This is a genomic window from Microbacterium radiodurans, from assembly GCF_008710705.1.
GTDB lineage: Bacteria > Actinomycetota > Actinomycetes > Actinomycetales > Microbacteriaceae > Microbacterium > Microbacterium radiodurans.
In genome coordinates, this window is record NZ_VYRZ01000001.1 from 1,116,581 (window position 1) to 1,136,761 (window position 20,181).

General features: G+C 70.6%; 18 protein-coding genes and 3 tRNA genes. 17 read left to right on the top strand and 4 right to left on the bottom strand.

Translation table 11 applies throughout. The features are described from left to right. Positions 1–53: 53 nt before the first annotated feature. Both F6B42_RS05165 and F6B42_RS05170 read left to right on the top strand, forming a co-directional pair. A complete protein-coding gene (locus F6B42_RS05165) occupies positions 54–1,316 on the top strand; it encodes an ABC transporter ATP-binding protein (RefSeq protein WP_150418474.1) in 1,263 nt (420 codons plus the stop codon). Positions 1,317–1,358: 42 nt separating this feature from the next. Beyond that, positions 1,359–2,348 (top strand): alpha/beta hydrolase, encoded by a 990-nt coding sequence (locus F6B42_RS05170; RefSeq protein WP_150418475.1) that lies wholly within the window; start codon positions 1,359–1,361, stop codon positions 2,346–2,348. An 89-nt stretch (positions 2,349–2,437) separates the two neighbouring features. Here F6B42_RS05170 and F6B42_RS05175 read toward each other — a convergent pair whose 3' ends face one another. Next, positions 2,438–3,781: an HNH endonuclease gene (locus tag F6B42_RS05175; protein WP_191089264.1), complete on the bottom strand. Its 1,344-nt coding sequence runs from the start codon at positions 3,779–3,781 to the stop codon at positions 2,438–2,440. Positions 3,782–3,889: 108 nt separating this feature from the next. Beyond that, complete coding sequence (locus F6B42_RS05180; protein WP_150418477.1) at positions 3,890–4,378, bottom strand: YajQ family cyclic di-GMP-binding protein; 489 nt, start codon at positions 4,376–4,378, stop codon at positions 3,890–3,892. 65 nt (positions 4,379–4,443) lie between these two features. Between F6B42_RS05180 and F6B42_RS05185 the strand changes: the two genes are divergently transcribed. From F6B42_RS05185 to F6B42_RS05240, 12 genes are all read left to right on the top strand, one after another. Next, positions 4,444–4,764, top strand: a complete 321-nt coding sequence (locus tag F6B42_RS05185) for a hypothetical protein (RefSeq protein WP_150418478.1) — start codon at positions 4,444–4,446, stop codon at positions 4,762–4,764. 110 nt (positions 4,765–4,874) lie between these two features. Further along, a complete protein-coding gene (locus F6B42_RS05190; protein ID WP_150418479.1) occupies positions 4,875–6,080 on the top strand; it encodes a DUF2510 domain-containing protein in 1,206 nt (401 codons plus the stop codon). Beyond that, entirely contained in the window at positions 6,077–7,462 is a 1,386-nt protein-coding gene (locus F6B42_RS05195) for a hypothetical protein (RefSeq protein ID WP_150418480.1), read from the top strand. Before F6B42_RS05190 ends, F6B42_RS05195 begins: the two co-directional genes overlap by 4 nt. An 85-nt stretch (positions 7,463–7,547) precedes the next feature. Further along, complete coding sequence (locus tag F6B42_RS05200) at positions 7,548–8,039, top strand: FBP domain-containing protein (RefSeq protein WP_150418481.1); 492 nt, start codon at positions 7,548–7,550, stop codon at positions 8,037–8,039. Positions 8,040–8,156: 117 nt separating this feature from the next. Further along, positions 8,157–8,238, top strand: a tRNA-Tyr gene (locus F6B42_RS05205). 131 nt (positions 8,239–8,369) lie between these two features. Next, positions 8,370–9,284, top strand: a complete 915-nt coding sequence (locus F6B42_RS05210) for a hypothetical protein (protein WP_191089265.1) — start codon at positions 8,370–8,372, stop codon at positions 9,282–9,284. Between the two features lie 103 nt (positions 9,285–9,387). After that, on the top strand, positions 9,388–10,185 hold the full coding sequence (locus F6B42_RS05215) for an inositol monophosphatase family protein (RefSeq protein ID WP_150418482.1): 798 nt from the start codon (positions 9,388–9,390) through the stop codon (positions 10,183–10,185). 135 nt (positions 10,186–10,320) lie between these two features. Continuing rightward, positions 10,321–11,694 (top strand): M23 family metallopeptidase, encoded by a 1,374-nt coding sequence (locus F6B42_RS05220; RefSeq protein ID WP_223878352.1) that lies wholly within the window; start codon positions 10,321–10,323, stop codon positions 11,692–11,694. 64 nt (positions 11,695–11,758) lie between these two features. Next, a tRNA-Thr gene (locus tag F6B42_RS05225) sits at positions 11,759–11,830 on the top strand. A 32-nt stretch (positions 11,831–11,862) separates the two neighbouring features. Next, positions 11,863–11,936, top strand: a tRNA-Met gene (locus tag F6B42_RS05230). 285 nt (positions 11,937–12,221) lie between these two features. Then, a complete protein-coding gene (locus tag F6B42_RS05235) occupies positions 12,222–13,562 on the top strand; it encodes an HNH endonuclease (protein WP_223878353.1) in 1,341 nt (446 codons plus the stop codon). Between the two features lie 253 nt (positions 13,563–13,815). Further along, the gene (locus F6B42_RS05240) at positions 13,816–14,580 is read left to right on the top strand and encodes a fructosamine kinase family protein (RefSeq protein WP_150418483.1); all 765 of its coding nucleotides are present in this window, start codon (positions 13,816–13,818) and stop codon (positions 14,578–14,580) included. Between the two features lie 40 nt (positions 14,581–14,620). Here F6B42_RS05240 and F6B42_RS05245 read toward each other — a convergent pair whose 3' ends face one another. Next, positions 14,621–15,976, bottom strand: a complete 1,356-nt coding sequence (locus tag F6B42_RS05245) for a cytochrome P450 (RefSeq protein WP_223878354.1) — start codon at positions 15,974–15,976, stop codon at positions 14,621–14,623. A gap of 80 nt (positions 15,977–16,056) precedes the next feature. After that, a complete protein-coding gene (locus F6B42_RS05250) occupies positions 16,057–17,007 on the bottom strand; it encodes a DUF368 domain-containing protein (protein WP_223878355.1) in 951 nt (316 codons plus the stop codon). 152 nt (positions 17,008–17,159) lie between these two features. Between F6B42_RS05250 and F6B42_RS05255 the strand changes: the two genes are divergently transcribed. The 3 genes from F6B42_RS05255 to F6B42_RS05265 are packed head-to-tail and all read left to right on the top strand — an operon-like array spanning position 17,160 to position 20,171. After that, positions 17,160–17,519 carry a sugar ABC transporter ATPase gene (locus tag F6B42_RS05255; protein ID WP_150418484.1) on the top strand — a complete coding sequence of 120 codons (360 nt, stop codon included), beginning with the start codon at positions 17,160–17,162 and terminating at the stop codon, positions 17,517–17,519. Further along, positions 17,516–19,306 (top strand): glycoside hydrolase family 15 protein, encoded by a 1,791-nt coding sequence (locus tag F6B42_RS05260; RefSeq protein ID WP_150418485.1) that lies wholly within the window; start codon positions 17,516–17,518, stop codon positions 19,304–19,306. The genes F6B42_RS05255 and F6B42_RS05260 overlap by 4 nt, the downstream gene beginning before the upstream one ends. Next, entirely contained in the window at positions 19,296–20,171 is an 876-nt protein-coding gene (locus tag F6B42_RS05265; protein WP_150418486.1) for an SMP-30/gluconolactonase/LRE family protein, read from the top strand. Before F6B42_RS05260 ends, F6B42_RS05265 begins: the two co-directional genes overlap by 11 nt. Positions 20,172–20,181 lie beyond the last annotated feature (10 nt).

Sequence of the window (20,181 nt, forward strand, 5' to 3'; positions counted from 1 at the left end):
CCCCGGATGATCTCCGCCGCTTCCGCCCGCAGCATCCGATCGAGAGGAACGTCATGGCATCCATCACGCTGAAGAACATCGTGAAGACCTACGACGACGGCTTCACCGCTGTGAAGGGGATCGACCTCGACATCGCGGATGGGGAGTTCGTGATCCTCGTGGGGCCGTCGGGATGCGGCAAGTCGACGCTTCTGCGCATGATCGTGGGTCTCGAGGACATCTCGGACGGCGAGCTGCTCATCGACGGCGACGTCGTGAACGATAAGGCGCCGAAGGATCGCGATCTGGCGATGGTCTTCCAGAACTACGCGCTGTATCCGCACCTGACGGTGTACGAGAACATCGCCTTCCCGATGCGGCTGAAGTCGAGCGACGTCCCCGACGACGAGATCGATGAGCGTGTGCGTCGTGCCTCCCGTCTGCTGGAGTTGGACGAGCACCTCGAGCGCAAGCCGGCGAACCTCTCGGGCGGCCAGCGGCAGCGGGTGGCGATGGGACGCGCGATCGTCCGCAACGCGCGGGCGTTCCTCTTCGACGAGCCGCTGTCGAACCTCGATGCGAAGCTGCGCGGTCAGATGCGCACCGAGATCGCGCGGCTGCAGCGATCGCTCGGGACGACGACGGTCTACGTCACGCACGATCAGACCGAGGCGATGACCCTCGGCGACCGGGTCGCGGTGCTGCGACGCGGTGATCTGCAGCAGGTCGCGAGTCCGCGCGGGCTCTACGAACAGCCGGTGAACCTCTTCGTCGCGGGGTTCATCGGTTCGCCGCCGATGAACTTCCTGCACGGCACCGTCGAGGGCGACACGCTCAAGCTGCCGATGTTCGACGTGCCGCTCGACGACCGGCTGCGCGCCGCCATCGGCGACCGCGAGCTCGTGATCGTCGGAGTCCGTCCGGACGCGTTCGAGGATGCCGATTCCTCCGATCGTCCGATGGAAGGCGGCGTGCGCGCGGAGCTCGACATCGAGATGACCGAGTGGCTCGGGGAGGTTCTCTACGCCTACATCCCGTTCGAGGTGGAGGCGTCGGTGCGCGAGAAGCTCACCGAGCTCGACCGCGACCTGGACGGCGAGGGGCTCCGCACCGAGCTGGTCGTCGCCCTCGACTCGGTGAGTCGCATCCGTGCCGGGGACCCCGCGACGCTGTGGTTCTCGCCGGATTCGCTTCACGTGTTCGATCCCGAGAGCGGCGACAACCTGACTCGCGACCAGGCGCGGGCGGATCAGCTCGAAGATGAGGCTCGCGAGCAGCGCAAGCGTGCGCTCCAGCGCGCCAAGGAGCGCGAAGAGCAGAACGCGCCGGCGGCCTGAGCGGTCGGCATTCGGTCTCCCGCCTTCCGATATCGTTCGTCGATGGTGCGCGAGGAGGAGTGGGTCGCCGATCTTCTCGGCGCCGGATTCGAGCGTCGCCCACTGGCTCTCTCGTCGGATGGCGCTCCGGGATCGAGCGATGGTCCTCCGTGCGCCATGCTCGTGCGTTCGCTGCCGTCGGCGCCGACGCGGATCTGGGGGAGCCTGCGGAACGTCGATGTCCTGTACGTGCACGGCTGGTCGGACTACTTCTTCCAGAGTGGGCTCGCGGAGCTGTTCACGTCGCGTGGCGCCCGGTTCTTCGCGCTGGATCTGCGGCGCTATGGACGCAGTCTGCGCGCGGGCGAGCCGCCGGGGTACACGGCCTCGCTCGAGGTCTACGACGAGGAGATCGAGGCGGCTCTCGAGGTGATGGCGACGGCGGACACCGGGCGGCGTCTGGTGCTGCTCGGCCACAGCACCGGTGGTCTGACGTTGACGCTGTGGGCCGCACGGCATCCGGGCCGCGCTGCCGCCCTGGTGCTGAACAGTCCGTGGTTGGAGTTGCAGCTGGGTCCGCTGGGGCGTCAGGCGGTGGCGCCGTTGGTCGGTGCGCGGGCGCGCTGGGATCCGCTCGGTGCGCATCCCGTCGTGGACCTCGGCTACTACACGCGGGCGCAGCGGGAGATCGGCACGCTCCCGCAGGCTCCGGACGGGTGGCGGCCCGAGCGCGGCTTCCCGACGCATCCCGGGTGGCTGGCGGCCGTCATAGCCGGACATGCCCGGGTGGCGGCGGGCGTGGATGTCGGATGCCCCGCACTCGTGCTGTTGTCGAGCCGGTCGGTCTCGCCGCTGCGCTGGGACGACGCGATGACGGCGGCGGACTCGGTGCTCGTCGTCGACGACATCGCCCGCGCGGCGACGCGGATCGGTGAACTCGTGACGATCGCGCGGATCGATGATGCGATCCACGACGTCTTCCTCTCCCGCGAATCGGCGCGCCGCGTCGCGGAGGCTCACGTCGAGCACTTCCTCCACGCGGTCGTCCGCTGAGTGACGAGTCAGAACGCAGAGGTGGGTTGCTCTGGTCGCAACTCGCCTTGCTCGCTTGCCCCGGGTGGGGTGGAGCGAGGTGGGCGGTGTCAGAACGGGGGCGGGGACTCGGGCGGTGGGGGTCGTTCGGCGACGAACTCGGGTGTGAAGCAGACCGAGGGGACGGGGATGTCTTCCCGGTAGACCCTCCCGGTGGGTGAGGTCCATTGGATGATGCCGGCGCCGAGTTGGAGGACGAGCCAGTCGGTGAACTGCTTCATCGAATGATGCCGCTGACACAGGTTGCACAAGTTCGACTCGCACGTCGGCCCGCCGAGGGCGTGGTCGATCGTGTGGTCCAGTTCGCACCGGACGGCGGGCAGGTGGCATCCGGGCCACCGGCAGTGCCGATCCCGCGCCTGCAGCATCCTCCGCAACGCGGCCGGTGGCCGGTACTGATCGACACGCGTCACCGTCTTGGTGGTCGCATCGAGGTAGACCCGGTCCCAGAGGGTGGCGTCTCCGGCGAGGGTGCGGGCGGTGTCCGCGTCGATCAGGCCGGCGCCGACGATCTCGGCCGCGCGGTCTTCCTTCCCGGAGAGGGTGTCGGCGGTCACGACGAGCTGCACTCGGGCGCGGATCGCGCCGAGCGAGGTCTTCCCGTCGACATCGTGCGTCAGGTCGATCGCGGGCCTGCCGGTCAGGCCGAGGTCGCAGAGGACGTCGGCTCGAACCTGCTGGCGGGTGCGCGTATCGGCCTCGTGCTCCTCGCCCGCCGCGCGAGCATCCACGGCCGCTTCCTTCGCGGCGTCGATCGTCGACACCGCCATCTGGTTGAGCCGATCGTCGATCGCCACCAGTAGCGTCGTCGCACCGCGGAGCGTCAGCTCCGACATCCCGTCACCGAGATCCCGCAGGTACACACCCCGGTCCGCGACGGCCGCTTTGTGCCGTTCCGCGAAGGTCCGGGCGGTGAAGTGCTGCGCCAACGACTCCAAAGCGCCATGAACCCGCGCCGGCACATCCCGCTCCGCCACCGCGATCGCAGCTTCCTGCCACTCGTCGTGGTTCTCCTCCGGGATGTTCCGCCCCAGCTTCACGATGTCGTCGACGTGACGCGACGTCAGCCGGCCCTCTTCCCACGCGGTGAGCACGAGCGGGTTCCCGTCGACGATCTCCAACGCCCGGCCGATCTCGTTCTGCACCCGCCGGTCACCGCACCGCGCGATTGCGGCGAACTCCGCCGCGACGGCCCGCAGCTGCATGTCGGTCTCACGACCCAGCAGGCCGTTCCGGCGCGACATCGACAGGGCTTCGCGCCCCAGAGAGGCAAGGGTCCGCAGCTGCGCGATCTCGGCCGCATCCTTCGCCCGGATCACCGACTCGGCCAGCTCGAGCTCAGCGCGGATGCGCGCCCACGACTCCTCGTCGCTGCTCGATCGGTTCGTCCCCATGTTCACCATCATGGCAGGGGCGTCCGACATCACTGTCGAACATATCCACGACGGTGTCCACGCTGCCTCGCGGAAGCGATGTGGAGGAATCGCGACCGGCGCGAGCGCCTACCGGTAGTTGACGAACTGCAGGTCGACGTCCAGGTCAGCGGCCTTGAGCAGGCGCTGAACCTCCTGCAGGTCGTCGCGCGACTTCGACTGCACGCGCAGCTCGTCTCCCTGGATCTGCGACTTGACCGACTTCGGCGCTTCGTCGCGGATCATCTTGCTGATCTTCTTCGCATCCTCGGACGAGATGCCTTCCTTCAGCGTCGAGACGATGCGGTACTCGCGCCCGGACGCCGTCGGCTCGCCCGAGTCGAGGCTCTTGAGCGAGATGCCGCGCTTGATGATCTTGGTCTGGAAGACGTCGAGGACGGCTTTCGCCCGCTCCTCGGAGTTCGCCTTGATGAGGATGGACTCGCCGCTCCACTCGATCGAGGCGTCCGTGCCCTTGAAGTCGTAGCGCTGCTCGACCTCCTTGCGGGCCTGGTTGAGCGCGTTGTCCGCCTCCTGGCGATCGATCTTGCTGACGATGTCGAACGAGGAATCTGCCATGCGCCGAGTCTAGCGACGCGTGCGAGCGGGACGATGGCGTCGGAATGCGGGGCTAGGCTCGCGTCATGACGGACATCGCGCCCCGACGACGCCGCCGTGCCCTCGGGTTCGGGATCGCCGCGACCGTCGTCGCAGCCCTCGGCATCCTGTCCGTCGGCCTCGTGATCCTGCTCGCCGTCACGATCGACGAGAACTTCGGGTGGTTCCTCATCGTCGTGATCCCCGGGGCCCTGCTGGCCGGAGCGATCGGCGGCATCCTGGGCATCGTCGGGCTGGTCTTCGCGCGCCGGGATCGCGGAGGCTACGCATGGCCCGCGGTGGGGCTCGTGCTCGGCGCCGGACAGCTCCTCATCGGGACGGCGATCCTGGGCGGCCCGGTCGCCTGACCTGACGGCCGATAGCAGATCCAGCGGTTGAGATCACGCTCCGCGAACAGCTCACCACCCCCCTTACGCTCGATGCAGCGGGCGACGTGCGTCGGCAGGGGGCAGGGATCGTGAACGACGTTCCGGAATCGAATCCGACGGCGCCGGCCGCGTGGCATCCGGATCCGTCCGGCGCGCGGCAGCTGCGGTACTGGGACGGCCTGCGGTGGACGGACCACGTCGCCCCGTACCCGTCGACGCAACCTGCGAATGCGGCGGCCACCACAGCTGAACCCGACTCCGCGCCGGCCGCGACAGCGCACCCCCAGCCGGGCGGCACCGCGCAACCGCAGGATCTGCCGCGCCGGGAGCAGCCGCACCGGACGCAGCCCGGGCAGAAGGTCATGACCCGGATGACGTGGGGCGTGCTCGCGGTGACCGCGCTCGTGGTCGTGGGGACGGTCGGGACCGTCGGCTGGACGATCGGGTCGGCGAACGCCGCGGCCGTGTCCGAGGCGCCCGACGTGCTCGACGCGTTCCTCGCCGCCGCCACCGCGGACGATCCCGGGTGGACGGAGTACGCCTCACCCGGCTACGTCGCGGTCTCGGGGTCGGCGACACCGCTCTTCGGCGATGCTGATGCCGCGGAGGAGCTCGGGCTCTCGGTGTCGTACGAGACCCGCGACATCCTCTACGGCGTGCGCGGGACGGCCGGAAACGCGTCGCCGGCCGGGGCGGACTCCGCGCGCGCCCTCGTGGACCTGACTTACGAGTTCGCGGCGGACGAGACGGTCCACACCGCGACCTCGACGCGGGCGATCTGGCTGACCCGTCCGTACTACTACGGCGAGGACGCGCCGTCGGGCGTTCGCGACGGTGAGACGCCCACCGCGATCGGTCCGTGGCGCGTGACCGGAGCGGCGCCGCCGCCGACCTACGAGGAGGAGATCGCCGAGACCACGACGTTCGCCCCCGCCGCCATCGATCAGGCGTGCTACTCGTCCGAGATCGTCCTGTCGCAGATGTCCGAGATCGCCCGGCGTCAGGGAGCGCTCGCGCCGGTCTGTCTGAGTGGCGGGGCATCGACCATGTTCGGCGACGATATCGACATCGACACTCTCGCGGCGTCCTTCCCGGTCATCACGAGCGAGACGCCGCTGACCGACCTCATGGGGTGGGCCGACGACCCGAACATGCCCTCCGCGATCGAGCAGTACCGCCTCACCGCCGGCGAGGTCGATTACGTCTTCGTGCTCGCGTCGACCGCCGTCGGCGGAGCAATCACCTCCGATTCCGAACGCCGCATCATCCTGATCGAGAAGGCCGAGACCCGATGACCGACACGACGGATGCAGCGATCGAGACCGCCCCGGGGCGCACGCCGAAGAACCGCGCGGCACGAGCCGTCCAGATCGCCATCGCCGCGATCGGGGCGAGCATCCTGGCAGTCACCGTCGCCTACGGGGCCGTCTTCTGGCCGCGCACGCCGGTCGACGGCCCGGCCGGAGACGTCCCGATCGGCTGGGCGCCGTGGGCGGCGAACCTCCGCTCGTCGCCGGCCGATGTGACGTTCGCGCAGATGAACGCGGCCATGCGCGAGAAGGACCGCGACAAGTTCCTCGCCCAGGCGACCGGGCAGGCCGCCGAACAGCTCGCGCTCTGGTGGGACAACTCGATGGCCATGGGATGGAACGTCGCGGCCATCGCCCCCACGGATCTCGATCTCGACGAGAACGGCAACGCCGAGGTCGTCCTCGGAGCGCAGTACGTCTTCGCAGCGCACCCGGAGCGGGGGAGCGGCGACCGCGACGCCGGCCTCCAGCTCATCCAGGGCTTCACCTACACCGTGACCTTCGAGCCCGGCAGCGATCGCGGGCGTTCGTTCGACCAGTACGAGCAGACCGACGAGCCCGAAGCCGCGACGATCCTGTCGGTGGTGCCCACCTACGAGCCCAACCCATGGGACGAGGGGTCGATCCACGTCGCGATGCGCGACCACGTCGTGCTCATCGGCATGAGCGACGAGGCGGATCTGGTCGAGCGGAACGCCGACGTGGCCGAGCAGTCGGCCGTGATCGCCCTCGACGCGATCCGCGCCCTCGGCGGTGAACCGACGCAGGACGGCTTCGTCTCGGCCATCACCGACGATCCCGAGCGCTTCTCGCGTTGGCAGTACGGCCAGGGCACCCCGTGGGACATGGATGTGGCCGGTTACGCGCGGCCGGCGCTGCGGCCGAATCTGCCGGAGCGTTTCATCGATCCGCAGATCGCGACCGGCACCGACACGTCGGGCACGCTCGTCGTCATGGGGCCGCTCAGCGCCGACAGCCGCGAGAGCACCTTCGTGCACGAGTTCGCTCATGCTCTCCACAACACGGCCGCCCCGGGGTCGTTCGTCGCGCCGCCCGCCGCTGTGATGGAGGGGTTCGCCCGCTACGTGCAGTGGGAGTCGGGTGTCGCCGACCGGGGCTATCTGCGCCAGGAGGTCAAGGACGCCGTCGCGGCGGGCGGCACGGGTGCGTTCTCGGACGAGTTGCTCCGCAGCCAGGATGCCGGGATCGCCTACGACGCCGCCGGGTCGTACTACGCCTACGCCGCGTCGACGGGCACCTCCGTCTGGCGATTGGCCATCGACGCCGTCATCGGCGGCGGATTCGGCGTCGACAGCGATGACGTCGTCGTGTCCGAGTGGCAGGCGTGGGTGGCGGCTCAGGGTTGAGCCCGGTCGGCGCGTCAGGCGAACCTCGCGTCGGGCGCCCCGGCATCCGGCCCTCGTTCCGGATCGGCTTCGTAGAATTGACGCCGTGCAAGCTCTGACCGAAGAAGAAGTGCGCGCGTCGTTCGTCAACGCGAGCGCCGATGACCGTCGGATCGCGGCCCTGCCCATCGATTTCATCCTGCTCGACTGGGATCACCTGGACTTCCTCGCCTGGCGCGACCCGGATTCACGCGGACGGGCCTACGTCATCACGCAGCACGAGGACGGGCCTGTCGGCATCGTGCTCCGGGCCGCGGAGGGCAGTTCGCGTGCCCGGTCGGCGCTGTGCAACCTCTGCCACACGATGCAGCCGGGCAATCAGGTCTCGCTTTTCAGCGCGCGCAAGGCGGGGCGGGCGGGCGAAGCCGGCGACACCGTCGGCACGTACATCTGCGCCGACCTCGGCTGCCACGACAACGTCCGCATCGCGCCGCCGCTCGCGCCGAGCGAGGTCCGCGCGAGCGTCGACCGCCGTATCGACGGCACCCGCGACCGTACCGAGGCCTTCGTCGCGCGCGTGATCGCCGAGGCGCTGTAACCGATGGATGCCGCTCCCCGGCGCCCACGCCGGGGGTGGTTCGTGGCACCCCGTCGCGCGGGGTAATATGGGTTCTCGCGCCTCCGGTCGACTGAAAAAGCCGGGCGGGTGCGCACTGGCGAGTTACCCAAGCGGCCAAAGGGATCTGACTGTAAATCAGACTGCATTGCATTCGGGGGTTCGAATCCCTCACTCGCCACGATACGAAAGCCCCCGCACGGGGGCTTTCGTCGTTCATCGGGTGCTGCGGGGCCCGGTGGGGATAGTCCATCGACCCGTTCGGGCGGTCGTGCCAGGATGAGGAGGGTCCCAGCGGAAGGAACCCGGCCCATGAGCGAGCCCATCACATCTCCGGAATCGAACAAGCTGCTGCGCGCCGCCATCTGGGTCGCCATCGGTGCGCTCATCGCCGCCGCCCTGGTCTGCGTCGTGTGGGTGCTGATCGGATCCGGCACGGGCATCATCGCCCGCGCCTTCCTCACTGTTCTGCTGCTCGCGGGTTTCGCGGGCATCGCCATCCTCGAGTCGCACCTCGCGCCGAAGCGTCCCGCGTGGTTCTCGCTCACCAGCATGGTCGTGTGGGTCGTTATCCTGCTGATCGGCGCCGTGATGATCTGGCTGCCCCAGCCCGCCGGGTCGTTCGGCTGGGAGTACGAGCGGTTCATGAAGTTCCTGCTGATCGTGCTGATCCTCCAGCTCGGGATGCTGCACCTCCGCCTCTTCGCACGTGCTTATGCGCGCAACCCCACGACGTTCCTCTCCGTCGTGACCTACGTGACGATCGCTTTCGTCGCGATCGTCGCCGTCATGCTGATCGTGCCGCTCATCGTCGAGGACTACGTCACCTTCCTGCCGATCTATTGGCGCGTCGTCGTCGCGCTCACGATCCTCGCCGCGGTCGGCACGGCGCTCGTGCCCCTCGTGAACGCGCTGCTCATGCCCCGGGCCCCGAAGCCTGTCGCGCCCGCGTGGCCGACCTACGCCGACGGCCGCACCCCGCTGCCGGTGCTGCCCGATGGATCACCGGACTGGCAGGCCTATTACACGGGCCGTCCCACCTACCCGGCGGCGCAGCAGCAGGCCTACAGCCCGCAGGCGCCCGCGCAGGCTCCCTCGCCGCAGGCCTACCAGGGGTATCCGCCGCCCCCGGCGATTCCGGCTCAGGCCGCAGCGGCCGCCCCGCCGGCGCCGCCGGCCGCGCCGGCATCGGGCGATCGGCCCCAGCCCCCGACCGCACCGCGTTGACCGTACTGCGCTGACCGACCGCGTTCCGGAGCGAACGGCATCCTCGCGAGGTCGCCGAACCCGGGTGGCGCGGGGCCTCGACCTCGCGGCGTAGCGTTGAGGCATGGTGGATTCCCGAGATCTCGCGACCCTGGCCGTCGACATCGCGCGCGAGGCGGGTGCGCTCGCGCGACGCCGGCGCACCGAGGGCGTCGCGATCGCCGCGACGAAATCCGCGCTCGCCGACATCGTCACCGAGGCCGACCGCGAGGTCGAGGGCCTCATCCGGGGTCGCATCGCGGCGGCGCGTCCGGAGGACGGCTTCCTCGGCGAGGAATCCGGTGCCGAGCGCGGCGCGAGCGGACTGACGTGGGTCGTCGACCCGATCGACGGCACCGTGAACTACGCCTACGGCATCCCGCACTACGCCGTGAGCATCGCCGTCGTCGAGAGGGAGCCGCGCCCGGAGGACTGGGAGGCGCTGGTCGGCGTCGTCTTCTCGCCCGCCGTCGACGAACTCTTCCGTGCCGAGCGGGGCGGGGGAGCGTGGCTGGGGGAGAGCCGCCTCGCGGTGTCGGATCCGACGGATGCCGGCGCGCTCCTGGCCACCGGGTTCGGCTACGACCCCGCGACCCATGCCGGCGACCTCGCGCGGCTCGCGCGCATCATGCCCGTGGCGCGGGACATCCGCCGCGCCGGCGCGGCATCGCTCGACCTCGCCTACGTCGCTGCCGGGCGGTTGGACGGATACGTCGAACGCGGACTGCAGCCCTGGGACCACGCCGCCGGCGCGCTGCTGGTGCGCGAAGCGGGTGGTGTCGTGGGTGGTCTGCCGGGCGAGGCGCCGAGTCGGGCGATGACGATCGCCGCCTCGGGCGCCCTCCATGCCGCGCTGTCGGAGAGGGTTTTCCACGAATCCTGAGCCGTGGATCGCATTCTCAGGCATGAGTCGTTAGTGTTTATCCGTTCGTTATCTTCGCTACCCGAGCGAAACGACGAACGAGCCTGTTGATCCTCTGCTGCGCCTTCGCGCGCGCTTTTTCGAGAGCCCTGCGATTTGACTTCTGAGACCACTCCCGCCGCCGCTGCCTCCGCGCAGTCGGCCGCCGGGGCACCCGCACCCGCGGATGCGACAGGTCTCGACGAGTCTCCGGTCTCCCGGACGCCGCTGACCCGCGCGCAGTGGCGCCGGCTCGCTGCGCAGGCGGCCGAGGCCGCGGAAGCGGCGCAGGCGTCGACCGAGCCGCCGTCGGCGACCCCGACCGACGCTGCGTCCGGCATCGACGGTGTGCGCACCGCCGAGGCCGGGGTCGAGACCGACGCCGACGCCGAGGAGATCGTTCTGACGGTCGTCGACGGTGACGCGCGCGCCGGAGCCGAGTTCGTCGCGCCGGAGCCCCGCCGTCGCCGCTCGCGCGCAGAGAGTCATGACCACGTGCCTGCGGCGCCGGCGGGAGAATCGTTCGGCCCCGCGGCGACCGCGACATCCGGTGATGAGCCGTCTCCGGTCGACGACATCCCCGCGCCCGCGCCGCTTCCCGACGACAGCGTCGTCGACGAGTTCGAGTTCGCCTCGCGCCTGTTCTCGTTCACCGCGCAGACCCCGGTGCAGATCGCCGCCGAGGCGATCGTCGAGCGCGAGTCGAGTGAAGCCGCCGCCGAAGCCGCCACCGCTGCCCGCGCGCGGCGCGGGCGCATCGCCCGGCGGGTGGCCACGGCATCCGTCTCCGTCGGGGCCGCCGCTGCCGTCGGCGTACTGGCCCTCGGGCTCACGAGCCCGGCCGTCGCCGTGTTCGCCTCGGGCGACACCGGTCGCGACATCTCCGCCGACGTGACCCAGGCCGCGGCGCCGACGGTGCAGCCGGAGGAGATCCAGGCCTACGTGTCGTCGTCGACGCCGGGCGTGACATTCGACCGCAGCGAGAACTTCGACGTCACCTCGGTCTCGAAGATCGCCGCGGATTCCGGTGTGACGATCTTCGCCGGCACCTGGGTGAACGATCCGAACGCCGCGATCCAGTGGCCGTTCCCCGTGGGTGTGCCGATCTCGGCCGCGTTCGGGTCTGTCTCGTACCTGTCGGAGTTCTCGCGTCCGCACCGCGGAACCGATCTCACGCCCGGCGCCGGCGCCGAGATCCACGCGGTCGCTGCGGGCACCGTGCGGATCGCGACGGAGGCGGGTGGCGACTACGGCGTGACCGTCGTCATCGACCACGAGGTCGACGGTCAGCTGGTCTCGACCCGGTATGGGCACATGCAGTACGGCTCGCTCGACGTGGAGGTCGGCGACACCGTCGCGGCCGGTCAGGTCATCGGCAAGGTGGGCAGCACGGGCAAGTCGACGGGGCCGCACCTGCACCTCGAGGTGCTCCTCGGCGGTACGACGCAGACCGACCCGATCGCGTGGCTCCAGGAGCACACGGCCGGCTGACCTCGGTTCGAATCACCGCCGGCGGGATGGTATTATTTTCTGGTTGCCTGCTCGCAGGCAGCACGCCCCGATAGCTCAGTGGCAGAGCACTTCCATGGTAAGGAAGGGGTCGTCAGTTCAATCCTGACTCGGGGCTCGCAGCATCACCGGCGCAGCCGGATGCATCGCGGCAGGGTAGCTCAGTTGGTGAGAGCGCACGACTCATAATCGTGAGGTCGCGGGTTCAAGCCCCGCTCCTGCTACAGAACGAAACCCCCGCTCCGGCGGGGGTTTTCCGTTGTGGCCGGGGTGGCTGATCGTGGACCCGCGCAAGTGACGCCCTCAGAGCGCGCTTGCGCGCCGTCGGGTCGGCCTCGGGACGTTGTCATCGACGGCAGACGGCTGTCCGGCGGCAGCGTCAACTCGATCGTGGGCAACCACCAGCAGGACGCCACGAGCACCCTCCCCAGGGATAGACGCAGACACGCTTCTCACAGTTCGTACGCATGTTCGATACTGTGTCGGTGGCCCATGGCATCATGTCAGACATGAGGACGAACCGATCGGGCAGCGACGAGGAGTCGTGGGTGCGCATCCGCGCCGAGCTCGACGGCGTGCTCGATGTGGTTCGGGCTCAGGATGCTGCCGATATCGCCCGGTTGCGCAAACTGGCCGTCCTCGGCCGTGAGGCTCTGTCGATGTCGCGCCGAAACGGGCTGCTCGGCCGCGAGACCGACATGCAGCTGCGGGCTGTCGCGGCGGAGTTCGCCGCGATCGCACGGTGCGGGGACCGTCGGGTGCAGAACGAGATCGGCCGGGCGTTGGAGATCGTCGACGGGAACCCTCTCGTGCTCGCCGCGTGGGAACAGGGCCGGCTGACGACGCGTCACGTCGACGACATCGTGAAGCTGGGGCGGAACATCCCGGACGAGAACCACGACGAGTGGCAGGAAGCCGCCATCGCGGTGGCGGAGCGGGATGTGCCCGCGCGGGTTCACGGCGCTTTGGAGTCGTTGGCGCAGCACTTCACCGCACGCACCTTCGCAGAACGCCACAAAGCGGCTGTCGCCGACCGGGGTGTGTACCTGCGGGACCTCGGCGACGGGATGTCGGAACTGACGCTCCGCGGGGCGACAACGCTGCTCGTGGCGATCGATGACCGGCTCAACCAGATGGTCGCCTCGACGATCGACGCGTCCAAGGAAGCAACTGCGGAAGCCCGTACCGCAGGTGAGGAGCACGAGGCCGACACGCGCACCCGCCAGCAGGTCCGAGCGGACGTGCTCTGCGACCTCGGCCTCACCGGCGGACCCGCCGTCGACCCCGCCCACGGAGTGGACGGGAAGACCTCGCTCGGCGCGATCCGCGCCCGCGTGCAGCTGGTTGTGACGGCCGACACCCTTTCGGGCAAGGACGACCGCGCCGCCGAACTCGTCGGCGCCGGCCTGATCGACGCGGACACCGCCCGGACCCTCGCCGGGGACGCCACCCTGTGGGACCGGGTCTACCTCGACGCCAGAACCAAGACCGTGACCCACGTCGACCAGTACCGACCACCCGCCGCATTGCGGAGGATGCTGCAAGCCCGTGACCGGCACTGCCGGTGGCCCGGATGCCACCTCCCCGCGATCCGCTGCGAACTGGATCACTCGATCGACCACGCCCTCGGCGGGCCGACGTGCGAGTCGAACCTGTGCAACCTGTGCCAGCGACACCATTCGATGAAGCAGTTCACCGACTGGCTCGTCCTCCAACTCGGCGGCGGGGTGATTCAGTGGACTTCCCCGACAGGCCGGGTCTACCGGGAAGACCTCCCGGTCCCGTCGGTGTGCTTCACTCCGGAGTTCATCGCCGAGCGACCCCCACCCGAACCGGCACCGCCGTTCTGAGCGTCGAGGCACAGCCCTCGGTTACATCGCTCGCCTTCGCGGCTGTCGGGGCTCACGGCTCGTAGCGGCCACGCCGCGGCCGGCAGAGCAAGGTGAAAGACAATGCCCCGGCACCTGGGGGGCCGGGGCACTGCGATCCGGGGGAGATCGTCGACGTCGTCCCTTCGACGCTAAGCGCTCACCGCGAGGGCGTCGAGTCGGCTCTTCGGGGGACAACGGCCGAAGACGGAGGCCGCGGCGACAGACTGAGGGTGTGGAACTCTTCGTGAAGGAACGCTCCGACGCTCCCGACGGATTCTTCGAGGCCGAGGCGGCCGGTCTCCGCTGGCTTGCGGACGCGGCGGGCATACGCACCGCGCACGTCGTCGAGGTCAGCCCGGGCCGCATCGCCCTCGAGCGGATCGCGACAGGGCGACCGGATGCCGCGGCCGCCCGCGCGTTCGGAGCAGCGCTCGCCGACACGCACGCCGCCGGCGCCGCCGCCTTCGGCGCTCCTCCGCCGGGGTGGCGCGGCGACATCTTCATCGGCCGTCGCTCGCAGCCCGCGCTACCGTCCGCGCGGTGGGGCGTGTTCTACGCCGCGCAGCGCGTGCAGCCGTTCCTCGCTCCCGCCGTCGACGCGGGCAACCTCGAAGCCCGCGATGCGGCGATCGTCGAGCGCGCGTGCGCGCGCATCGCCGAAGGAGCCTTCGACGACGGGGAGCCTCCCGCCCGTCTGCACGGTGATCTGTGGAGCGGCAACGTGCTCTGGTCGCCGCAGGGCGTCGTCGTCATCGACCCCGCCGCGCACGGCGGACATCGCGAGACGGATCTGGCGATGCTGGCGCTGTTCGGCTGCCCCCGGCTCGAGGATGTCCTCATCGCCTACGACGATCGTCGACCACTGCGCGCGGGCTGGCGCGAGCGCCTACCGGTGCATCAGCTGCATCCGCTCGCCGTCCACGCCGCCGGGCACGGGCCGGCCTACGGCGCCGCACTCGTCGACGCCGCCCGCCGCACCCTCGCGCTGGCGGGGTGAGTGCGGGCCGACGATCGCGCACAGACCGTCGTCGGCGGATTCAGCGCCGATGGAACGGGCACCCCCGGCCGGCCGCCGAGCCCCCGGACGCGTCGCCCGCGTCGCGCGACCCTCGCCGGCGCACCCGTCCTCCCGAGGCCGGCTTGGTGGGCAGCCGCCGTCGGTCGACCTCGAGTCCCTCGCCGCCGATCTCGATGCGCGGGTCGCTGAGTGCGGCGATCGCGGACGCGAGGCCCGCGATCGCCAGCTTCTCGCCCGGGCATCGATGCCCCGTGGCCACGTCGGCCCCGCCGTGGGGGATGAAGGCCGCCAGGGCCTCGTAGTCGTCGACCCCGATGAAGCGCTCCGGGGCGAAGGCATCGGCGCGCTCCCACGACCTGTCGTCGAGGTCCGTGCCGAGGATGTCGAGGACGACGAGGCCGCCGGCAGGCACCTGCTGCCCATCGAACGCGATGTCCTCGACGGCACGTCCCGGAAGCATGGGCACGAACGGAGCCGTCCGCCGGACCTCCTGCGCGAACGCGACGGCGAGCGGGCCGCCGATGAGGGATCCTCGATCGGCCGTCTCCGCCGCGATCCGCTCCCGCCATTCGGGTCGGTCGTGGAGCTCCTTCGCCGCGAACGCCACGAAGCGCGCGACCGCGATCATCGGGCGCATGCTGTTCTGCAGCTCGATGCCGGCCAGCCGGGCCGGCAGCAGCACGCCCTGCCGGTCGCGATGCCACGCCCATTCGTGCAGCGCCGTGCCGCGAGCCGGGTCGAGGTCGCCGTCGCGCACCGCCTCGACGAGACGCTGCGCGTGCCGGTCGGACCACGACCGGTTCAGCCACGCCTCGACGTACTCGGGGGAGTAGGGGACCCCGAAGCCGTCGACGATCTGCGCGAGACGGCGCGACCAACGCGTCTTCGCGGCCGGTGTGCCCGGAAGCCCCGCCCATCGCATGATCGCCCGCCCGAAGGCGCCGACGGCGGCGTCGTAGGCGGACCGCCCGCCTCCCTCGAGCCAGGCCGTCTGCTCGTCGCGCCACTCCGTCTCGAGGAGGGGCGACAGGCGCTCGACCTGCGCGTCCTCGTAGGCGACGTCGAGGAAGGTCGCCTTGCGGTGGCGGTGATCGTCCCCGTCGAGACTGTGGACCGAGCCGTGCCCGAACAGGGTCTCCTGCACGATGCCGGGCATCGCCCCGTGGCGGTGGATCCGGGACTCGTCGTAGAACAGCCCGACGGCCTCCGCGCCGCGCGTGAGCATCGCGGGCTTCCCCAGCAGACCGAGGGGCGCGGATCGTGCACCCGAGCCGACGCGGTGCCAGATGCGCTCGCCGAACCCGTAGCCCCGGGTCAGGAGCGTCGCGGAATCATCGCTCAGGGTGCGCGCAGCGGCGCGGATCGAGGCCATCATGCGGCCACGCTGTCACGGGAGTCGCGGACGTGCGCGGGGGCGGCGTTCGCCGGACGAGTGTGATAGCGGATGCCGGTGCGTCAGGCCGCGGCATCCGAACGGGGATCGGGGCTCGCCGCGCCGCCCGCCTCCAGCCGAGCGGCGGCGCGGCGCAGCACAGCCGCTTCGACGAGCAGCACGCCGCCCACCGCGGTGATGCCCAGCAGAACCAGCAGCACCACGGGGACGAGGTCGCCACCGGGCGCCTGCAGGCCGCTCTCGTCCTGCCACGGCCACAGGGCCCGGAGTGAGCCGATCATGAGGCCGGTCATCGTGGCGAGCATGACCCGACGGCGGTGCTCGAGCAGCCACTGCAGCACCGAGACGAACAGGCCGAGGCCGATCATCGCGCCGAGGACGAACACCCCGAGGTAGACCAGGTCGCGCTCGTTCACGGCGGCGAGGGTCGGCGCGTACATGCCGACGGCCAGCAGCAGGAACGACCCGGACACCCCGGGCACCACGAGGGCGCAGACGGCGAAGGCGGCGGCGAGGGCGACAACCGGCAGCGGCGGTTCGAGGGGATCGACGTGCGGAAGGCTCGTCAGGGCGAAGCCGGCGATCGCGCCGAGCACGGCGACGCCGTACTCCCGTGCTCGCCAGCGGCCGCCGACCATGCGGATCGGCACGATGAGCGAGGCGATGATGAGTCCCGCGAACAGGGCGCGCGACGCGACCGGCTCGGCTTCGATCACGGGCGCCAGGACGGCCGAGGCCACGAGCACCGCGATGATCATTCCGACACCGACGGGGAGGACCACCGCCCAGCGCACGGCGGCGAAGTGGGCGCCGGCGCGTGCGAACCCGCGCCCGCGGACTCCGTCGGCGAGGGCGGTGGCGACGCCGCGGGCGAGGCTCCCCGCCGACGCGATGAGCGTCTCGTACACGCCCACGATGAGAGCGACAGTGCCGCCGCTGACCCCGGGGATGATCTCGACGGTTCCGATGAGAGCGCCGCGACCGGCATCCAGCAGCATGCGTGCGAACGGCACGGAGCACCTCCGGGGTGGGGAAAGGGGGAGCCTCCAGGGTAATCGGACGACACCGGGCGATCCTGAGGAGCGGTGCCAGCCTCGTTCTAGCGCGGCCCCGCACCCGGTGCAAGTGGCTCGACGGATTCGCCGCCCGCGCTGAGTGTGGAGGCATGTCCAACGCATTCAACGACGACCTCGACCGCCCCGCTCCCGCCGCGGATGCCGGCGTGCAGCCGCTGCGCGACGGCGACGCCACGAGCGAGGCGGATCCGTCGCTCGACCCCGCTCAGCAGGAGTGGGAGCGGACCGAGGCCATCGATGACGCGCTCGAGGCCGGCGTGGACCCCGCCGTGCTCGACACCGCCACCGCCACGGGTGCCGACCCCGCCGAGATCGTCTCGGACGACGACGAGATCCCCGCCGAAGACCTCCCGGTCAGCCGCGTGCAGCCCGAGACTCAGGGCGAGGACCCGGTCGTCGCCGAGCTCGGCGAGGAGGGCGAGGGCGACCTCGGCCCCGAGGATCTGTGACCGCCGGCATCGAGACCTATGCGCCGATCGGCGACGGCCGCACGGTCGCCCTGGTCGCGCAGAACGGCAGCGTCGACTGGCTGCCGCTTCCGGATCTGACGTCGATGCCCGCGTTCGCGCGGATGCTCGACGCCGAGACGGGCGGATGCTTCGAACTGGCACCCGAATCCGAGTTCACGACCGAGCGTCGCTACATCCCCGACACCAACGTCCTCGAGACGACCTTCACGACGGCGGACGGTCAGGTCCGGGTGACCGATGCGATGGTGTCGGGTGTCGCCGGACGGATGCCGTGGGCCGAGCTCGCGCGCCGGATCGACGGCATCCGCGGCGACGTCGAGATGCGCTGGCGCGTCCACCCCGGGGCGTCGCTGCTGACCGCCGCCCCGTGGATCGAGCGCACCCAGCACGGCGACATCATTCGCACGGGGAAGACGGCGATCGCGCTCGTCGGCTTCGAGCACGGTCCCGACGAGCCGGACCCCGACGGCACGTCGGGTCCGCAGCTGACCGGGCGCTTCACGACCGCGGCGGATTCGCGCCACCTCCTCGCGCTCGCCGCGACGCACGACGAGCCGCTGCACCTGCCCGATCCGTACAACGTCGACATCGGCATCGACCGGACGATCGAGAATTGGAAGCACTGGTCGGAGGTCTTCTCGTACGACGGTCCGTGGGCTCCGCACGTGCAGCGCAGCGCGCTCGCGCTGAAGCTCCTGATCTTCAGCCCCACCGGCGCGATCGCCGCCGCGGCCACGACGTCGCTCCCCGAGAACCCGGACGGCGGCAAGAACTGGGACTACCGGCACGCGTGGGTCCGAGACCTCGCCTACACCGCGCACGCGCTCGTCCGGTTCGGCCTGCGCGAAGAGACGCACGCGGCCCTGTCCTGGATGCTGCGGACGATCCGCGAGCACGGTCCCGAGCTGCACGTCATGTACACCCTCGACGGCGAACTCGTCCCCGACGCCGAGGAGCACCCGGTCGCGGGGTGGCACGGGATCGGACCCGTCGTCACCGGCAATCCGGCTCGCGGGCAGCTTCAGCTCGGCGTCTACGGCGACCTCATGGCGATCTGCCGCACCTACGTCGACGCCGGCAACGTCCTCGACATCGGCACGGCCCGCATGCTCGCCGGGGTCGCCGACCGCACGTGCGACCTCTGGCGGAACCCCGATTCCGGCATGTGGGAGTTGCCGGAGGTGCGCCACTACACCTCGTCCAAGATGGGCTGCTGGAAGGCTCTCGACGATGCGGTGGCGCTCGCCGAAAGCGGAGCGATCCCGGGAAGCGCCGACCGGTGGCGCGCGGAGCGCGACCGCATCCGGCTCTGGATCGACGAGAACTGCTGGTCCGAGAAGCGGAAGGCGTTCGTGTTCTACGCGGGCGGCGACGAACTCGACGCCTCGGTCCTCCTGCACGCGCCGACCGGCTTCGAACGGGGCGAGCGGATGTCGACGACGATCGACGCCCTCACGGCGGAACTCGGCGCCGGGCCGCTCATGTACCGCTACAGCGGTGTGTCGGACGAGGAGAAGACGTTCGTGGCGTGCGCGTTCTGGCGTGTCGAGTCGCTCGCCTGCGTCGGACGGCACGACGAGGCGCTCGAGCTCATGTCGCAGCTCATCCCGCTCGCCAACGACGTCGGCATCTACGCCGAGATGATCGACGCCGACGACGGCTCGGCCTGGGGCAACACGCCCCAGGCGCTCAGCCACCTCGCCTTCCTCGCCGCGGCGATCACGATGCGCGAGGTCATCCCCGAGGAGAAGCTCCGTGACGGCTGAGATTGAAGTCTTCCGCGACACCGGCGCCATCCTCGTCGAGAGCATCTGGTGGGATGCGCGGACCGACGAGGTCGTCTGGGTCGACATCTCCGCGGGACTCCTGCACCGCGGACCGCTGGACGGGTCGCGCGACGGCGGCGACGACCGCGTCGTCGAGCTGCCGCCGCCCGTCTCGGCGGTCCAGCCGGCCGTCGGCGGCGGATACATCGCCGCCCTGAAGGACAGCGTCGTGCTGCTGGATGCCGCAGGCCGCATCGATCGCGAACTCGCTCGTCTGCCGCATCGCCACGACGGCATGCGGCTGAACGAGGGCAAGGTCGATCCGTTCGGACGCTTCGTCGTCGGGGCGATGGAGCTGACCTCGGACGACGCCGCTGCCGCCGTGTGGTCCGTCGACGCCGCGGGCGCGGTCAGCGTCATCCGCGGCGGATTCGGCGTCGCGAACGGATTCGAATGGGACGACGACGGGGCGACGATGTTCATCACCGACACGTCGACCTCGACCGTCTACCGAGGCGCCTACGGGGCGGACGGCAGGCTCGGCGACCTCGCCCCGTTCCTCGTCGGCCGGATGAGCGACGGCCTGGTGCGGGCGAGTGACGGCACCTTCTACAACGGCATCTACGGCGACGGATCGGTCGTGCACTGGAACGCCGACGGGTCGGTCGCGCGCGAGGTCTCCGTTCCGGCGCCCAACGTGACCTCGGTCGCCTTCGTCGGCCCCGCTCTCGACCAGCTGCTCATCGGCTCGGCGCGCGAGAACCTCGAGGAGTCACAGCTGCGCGAGGCCCCGCTCTCGGGAGGCATCTTCCGCTGGCGGCCGGGAGCGACCGGCCGCCCCGTGCACACCTTCGGCAGCCGCTGACCCGGGGCGC

Excerpts from the sequence above, each read along its gene's own strand:
- F6B42_RS05165 (WP_150418474.1), top strand. The coding sequence starts at position 54 with ATGGCATCCATCACGCTGAAGAACATCGTGAAGACCTACGACGACGGC.
- F6B42_RS05170 (WP_150418475.1), top strand. The coding sequence starts at position 1,359 with ATGGTGCGCGAGGAGGAGTGGGTCGCCGATCTTCTCGGCGCCGGATTC.
- F6B42_RS05175 (WP_191089264.1), bottom strand. The coding sequence starts at position 3,781 with ATGGGGACGAACCGATCGAGCAGCGACGAGGAGTCGTGGGCGCGCATC.
- F6B42_RS05180 (WP_150418477.1), bottom strand. The coding sequence starts at position 4,378 with ATGGCAGATTCCTCGTTCGACATCGTCAGCAAGATCGATCGCCAGGAG.
- F6B42_RS05185 (WP_150418478.1), top strand. The coding sequence starts at position 4,444 with ATGACGGACATCGCGCCCCGACGACGCCGCCGTGCCCTCGGGTTCGGG.
- F6B42_RS05195 (WP_150418480.1), top strand. The coding sequence starts at position 6,077 with ATGACCGACACGACGGATGCAGCGATCGAGACCGCCCCGGGGCGCACG.
- F6B42_RS05210 (WP_191089265.1), top strand. The coding sequence starts at position 8,370 with ATGAGCGAGCCCATCACATCTCCGGAATCGAACAAGCTGCTGCGCGCC.
- F6B42_RS05215 (WP_150418482.1), top strand. The coding sequence starts at position 9,388 with ATGGTGGATTCCCGAGATCTCGCGACCCTGGCCGTCGACATCGCGCGC.
- F6B42_RS05235 (WP_223878353.1), top strand. The coding sequence starts at position 12,222 with ATGAGGACGAACCGATCGGGCAGCGACGAGGAGTCGTGGGTGCGCATC.
- F6B42_RS05245 (WP_223878354.1), bottom strand. The coding sequence starts at position 15,976 with ATGATGGCCTCGATCCGCGCCGCTGCGCGCACCCTGAGCGATGATTCC.
- F6B42_RS05255 (WP_150418484.1), top strand. The coding sequence starts at position 17,160 with ATGTCCAACGCATTCAACGACGACCTCGACCGCCCCGCTCCCGCCGCG.